At 67.3% G+C, this 5,616-nt stretch carries 3 protein-coding genes; all 3 read right to left on the reverse strand.

The genetic code is table 11. The features are described from left to right. Window positions 1–1,562, reverse strand: a 1,562-nt coding sequence (locus VF139_09900) for a serine/threonine-protein kinase (GenBank protein HEX6851706.1), incomplete at its 3' end; no start/stop codon positions are given. 10 nt (window positions 1,563–1,572) lie between these two features. Continuing rightward, the gene (locus VF139_09905; GenBank protein HEX6851707.1) at window positions 1,573–4,632 is read right to left on the reverse strand and encodes a TonB-dependent receptor; all 3,060 of its coding nucleotides are present in this window, start codon (window positions 4,630–4,632) and stop codon (window positions 1,573–1,575) included. Window positions 4,633–4,685: 53 nt separating this feature from the next. Then, on the reverse strand, window positions 4,686–5,616 hold a 931-nt coding region (locus VF139_09910; protein ID HEX6851708.1), incomplete at its 5' end, for a tetratricopeptide repeat protein.

Raw genomic sequence — 5,616 nt, forward strand, 5'->3', positions numbered from 1 at the left:
CATTCGTTGATCCTCCTCCAGGGCCTCGTCGTGCCGAGCCGCGCGTCAGGTTCGAGCGCGCTGCTCTGCCTACTCGCGGCGGCCCTCGCAGCCAGCCGGTCGGCTTCCTCGTCCCGACCGATTCGTCGCAGCAGGTGCGCCAACTCGTCGAGCCTTCGCGCGTACTCGACTCGCTCCACCACGATCGACGCGCAACTGCGACGCGGGGAGTCGTGCCGCGAGCGCTCTCCTTGCAGCCGATCGATCCGTACCGTCTTCGCGTCGTGCACCTCGAGCGTCGGGGTCGTCGCGTCCCGCGTCCCCGCGCGATCGTCGACCACGAGCAACGTCTCGACGACCCTCGACACCCGTTTCGCCGTCTCGGCCTCCTGGCGGGCCTGCCGCCACCGTCTCGCGATCCCGATCGCCCGCACGACCTTCGTCATCGCGACGCTCGACAGGCCCGTGGGACGGATCGCGAACTTCCGGATCCGGTACGCGATGCTCGAAGGGCGCGCGAGGACCGGCCGTTCGTTCAGGTATCGGCGGATGTCCTCCTCGAGCTCTACCGCGGATGGATATCGACGCGAAGGGTCCTTGTCGAGGCAGGTCTCGACGATCGTCGTCACGTCCGCGTCGAGCCGGTGCGTACCGTCGAAGCGCGCGGAGACGCTTGGAGGTGACTCCTCCCGAAGGATCCGCACGATCTCCATGATCCCGCTGTCGGAGAAGTCGTAGGGCGGCCGCCCCGTCACCATGTGGTACAGCACCGCACCCAACGAATACACGTCCGTGTGGAGGTCGACATCTTCCGTGCTTCCGAGCGCGCGTTCGGGGGAGGTGTACGGCAGCGCGCCCATTGCGCGCGCAAACACGTTCGGGGAAGTTTCGATCGGAAGGTCGGCTCGGGTGATTCGGGCCATGCCGAAGTCGAGGAGCTTCACGTCCGGCACGGAGTCCCCCATCGAGGACGATTTCTCGGGCTGCGGGATGAGCGCGTTCGCAGGCGTCAGGTCGCCATGGATCACCCCCTGCTGGTGGGCGTAGGCGACGGCGGCGCAGATCTTCCCGAAGAGGCCGAGGCGCAGCTTCAGCTCAGCCGGTTCCATCGGTCCTGGCGGACGTCCGCGGATCCACGCCGCGAGCGTTTCCCCGCGCACGAGTTCCATGCAGAAGCAGGGAAACAGGCTGTCGGTGGGACCGGTTTCGTAAAAGGCGGCGATCCCGGAATGCTGGAGGCGCGTCAGGTCACGCGTTTCCTTCTGGAACCGTCTCAGCACGCCGGAAGAGAGGTGCGCTCCGCCTCGAATCACCTTGAGCGCCACGCTCCTGGGTGGATCCCGCTGCTCCGCCTCGTAAACGACCCCGATTTCACCGCTGCCCAGTATCCGAAGAAGTCGGAAGTCGGGGACCGCGTGGTTCAAGCCGTCGATGGCGTTCGTCGCGCGGAGGAGAGGCTCCAGTCGCTCCATCCCTTCGAGGACTTCGGACTCTTCGGTCCATTCCGCCGCCCAGTCGAGGGCCTTCCCGTCGAGAACGCAGCGGGCGAGGTCCAGCACGAGCTCGTCGGGACCGCGGATCATCCCTCTCCTCTCAGAACCTCACAGTTCCGTAGAGCCGCATCGAACGCGGCGCCTGCCGGCTGAGCGGCTGGCCGTAGGTGTCGGTCGATCGATCCTGGATCGTCAGCACGGTCTGGTTGTCGAACACGTTCAGGATGTCGGCGCGGATCTCGATCCCGACCCGGCGCCGGGTCTGCCACACCTTGCCGATGCTGAGGTCCAGGTTCCAGAAACTGGGCATGCCGACGGAACCACGGGAGAGCCCCTGCTCCTCCGGGCCGGTCACCAGCGTCGCCTCGCAGTCGTCGAACGAGTTGCAGTCGCCGACGAACTCGTAGTGCGGCGTGTCCGAAAAGCCGAGGAAGTCGCCGTAGGCGTCGACGAAGCTGCGGCGGCTCATGGGATACCCCGAGCCCCACTGGAAGAACCAGCCGAGGAAGACGTTCCCCCAGTCGGGCAGATCGAGCCGTCCGTACACCTTGACGAGATCTTCGACGGAGTAGGCGAGGGGCCCGTACCAGCCGTCGTCGGTCTGCGTGCTGCCGAGCCCCGAGAACAGGTTCTGGATCACGAGGTCGTAGTCGACCTGATCCACCCGATCGTCGTTGTTGAAGTCGAGTCGCGGGTCGGTGGGATTCCAGTCGGGAGGAAGGCAGCCCGGTCCGAAGAACGTGCACCAGAAGCCGGGATCGGACGGTGGGCGGTCGAGATAGACGCCGACGTAGTTGGTGGAGCCGAGGTTGCCCAGGAACCCCGATCCCTCGAACTGCCCGATGTCGGTGCCCCGCGATCTCGAGTGGACGTACGACGCACCGAGCGAGAGGTTCCGCCAGGGCCTGCCGGTGAGCTCGATCTCCTGGGAGGTGTAGTCCCGACGCTTGAGATCGGTGTTCTGGACGACGAAGCGGAAGAAGGTCGCCGGATCCAGGGAGTTGATGTCCTCGATGAGACCGCGCGACTCGTGATCGACGTACCGGATCTTGAGAGCCAGGTCGTGGGGAAGGAGCTGGTCGTACTCCAGCAGCCAGCGGTCGGCCCCCTGCGGGCGCTTCACCCCGCTGTAATCGAAGGGGATCAGCGTGGACTGCTCGAACGAGAAGGCCCAGTTCGCGGGGTTGTGGATGTCGTAGGCCGAGCCGTCGTCGACGTGATTCCGGAAGTCCTCGTCGGCCGGGGCACCGATCCACTGGTAGGTGCGCAGCGAGAAGGGCCCCTGCGTGTTGGCGAACCCGCTGTACGCCAGGGCATTGACGTCGTAGAAACGCCCCCAGGCGCCCTTCAGGACGGAACTTCCCTTGCCCGAGAAGTCGTACGCGACGCTGGCGCGGGGCGCGAGGGCGTCCCCGAACCGGAACTTCGAGAACACGGCTCCGGTGTCGTTCGTGCTCTCCTGGCTGTCCGCGCGGACGCCGAGCATCACCGCCCAACGTCCCTTGCGCCACTGGTCCTGGACGAACACGCCCCACTCGCGGTGGGTGTTCTCCACCGCGCCGAGAGAGCGGAACTCGTTCAAACCGACCGGAGTCAGGATCGTGCCGCCGACGGCATCGACGGCCGCCGTCTGGACCTTCGTGCCGCCGTCGAAGGAGTCGGGAAGACCGAAGTCCGCCGCGATCGGGTTCTGGCCCGTGGCGATCACGTCGTCGGCCGCTCCCGTCATGCGCCCTCCCGAGTTCGACTCGGGGAGGTGGTGCTCGATCCCGAACTTCCACTGATGGCTTCCGAGACGGCCGCCGGGATTCCAGACGTGGGAGACGACGGCGGCGAGGTCGATCCGCTCCTGCCGGGTCTCGCCGTACGACTGGGCGTTGTTCAGGAACACGCCGTAGCTCACGACCTCCCACGAGGCGACGTCGTCGGTGCGGCTCGGGCGCGTCGTCGTCCGGTTGCGGGAGAACCCACCCTTGAGCTCGAGGACGGTGTTCGCGCCGAAAATCGCCTGGTAGTTGACGCGCACCCGCTCGGCGAGCACGTCCTGCTCCTGTCGCGCTTCCGGGGCGGCGGTGGCGGCGCCGAGACCCGTCGTCTCGACGTCCTGGCGGGTGTAGTTGGCCGAGAGGTTCTGGTTCGAGGTGAGCGCCGCGGTCAGCTTCACGAATCCCGTGAACCCCGAGGCGTCCTGCGTCCCGCCGGGAAGCGTGCCCACGCCGGCCAGATCCGAATCGGCGAAGGTCGTCGCGACGTCCACGCCGTCGACCGATGCGAAGTACCAGAGCCGATCCTTGATCATCGGCCCGCCGACGTCGAAGCGCGGCGAGATGTCGTGCGAGCCGACGGGTTGGGCGAGGATCGTCGGGTCGGCGTCGTTGGCGAGACTGTCGGAGGTGTAGATGTACGACGCCTGGCCTTCGAAGTCGTTCGATCCCGACCGGGTGATCACGTTCATGAGGCCGCCCAGGACCTGGCCGTATTCGGGGGCGAAGCCGTCCGCGACGAGCTGGACTTCCTCGATCGCGCCGATCGGGATCGGCGTTCCGGGGGTGTACTCCGTGGGGTCGCGACCGGTGAGACCGTCGACGAGGTAGTTGTCCCCGTACTGGCCCTCGCCCCGGAATGACGGCGAGCCCGGTCCCCGCCCCGTCGTCATGTTGACGTCGGTGCCGGTCACCGAAGGGACGAGCTTCGCGAGCTCCCGGTAATCGCGCGTGACGAGGGGGAGCCGGTCGAGGACCTGCCGGGAAACCACCACCCCCGTGTCGGCGCCGGTCGCGTCGACGAGCGAGGGCTCGACGATTACCGTCACGGACTCGGAAAGCGTCCCCGCGGAGAGGACCGCGTCCGCGACGGTCGTCCGGCCGAGGAGCACCTCGACCTCCTCGAGCCGCACGCCGACGTACCCCGGTCCGGAAACTTCCAGCGCGTAGGATCCTGGCGGCAGCACGGGGAGGAAGTAGCGTCCGTCGGCCCCCGTGATCGCGCTCCGTTCTCCCTGCAGGGCGGGGCCGGTCGCGCGGATCGCGACCCCCTCGAGCGGCGCCCCCCCTTTGACGCGGACGATCCCGACGATCTGCCCGGTGGTCTGGGCTGCGGCCGGAAGAGCCGCGAGCAGGGCGGCCACGAACAACAGGAGCCGACAAAGTTTCTCGTTCATGGGCATCCCCCCAACCCCATCAACGACGGCGGAAGCACGAACCAACACAACTCCTACGGTGCGGTGACCGACGACCGCATCTGCCGCTCAACCTCCTCGGCGTCGGCGTTGCGGCCGACCTTGCGGAGGAGCCGGGCGTAATCGGGTCGAGGATCGAGGGAGGAAACTCCCGGCCACTTCGCCAGGATCGCGGCAGCCCTCCCGAGATTTTGAATCGCATCTTGAGTGCGCCCCTGGGCCTCATCCACGAGCCCGAGGGAGGTCAGCGGGTCGATGAAACCGGCATCGTCCGGGCCGAGGGTCGCCGCGTAGATCCCCATCGAGCGTTCGATCGTCTGACGGGCGCTGTCGAGCTGTCCCCGCCGGCGTTGGAGCTCGCCAAGAGAGTGGATCGCCGTGGCGACGCTCAGCGCGGTCGGCCCCACGACCCGCTCGAGCCTGTCGATCGCCGGCTGATCGATGTAGGTCGACGCCTCCTCCAACCGCCCCGCGAGGAGCAGCGCCCATCCGAGACCCAGCCGGCCCTGAAGCATGTCGGGATGATCCGAGTGGTAGATCCGCTCCCGCAGCGCCAGCGCTTCTCGCATCAGCTCGATCGCGCGCGCGTACTCTCCGCGCCTGGAGGCCGGATGCGTGAGGTCGTTCAGGATGAACAGGTGCGTCTGATCGTCGGGAGGTGAGGACGTCTCGGCGATCCGGAGTCCCCGTTCGAGGTCGGCCTCGCCCTCCGGGTCCCCGAGGACGCTTCGGGTAAGCCCGAGGTGCCAGTAGCTCCGCGCGATTCTTGGATCGTCCGGTCGCAAAAGCTTCTGGCGGATTCGGAGGGCCCGTTTGTGGTTCTCGATTCCCCCGATGGCGTGAAGGACCTCCGCGCACTCGAGGCTGTCCGGGCCGAACTCCGACTCCGACAGCGCCAGCGCTCGCTTCAGGAACGAGGTCGCCCGATCGCCCATGCCGAGTCCCTGGTAGACGATGCCGATCGTT

It is taken from the genome of Candidatus Polarisedimenticolaceae bacterium (assembly GCA_036376135.1).
Taxonomy (GTDB): Bacteria; Acidobacteriota; Polarisedimenticolia; order Polarisedimenticolales; family DASRJG01; genus DASVAW01.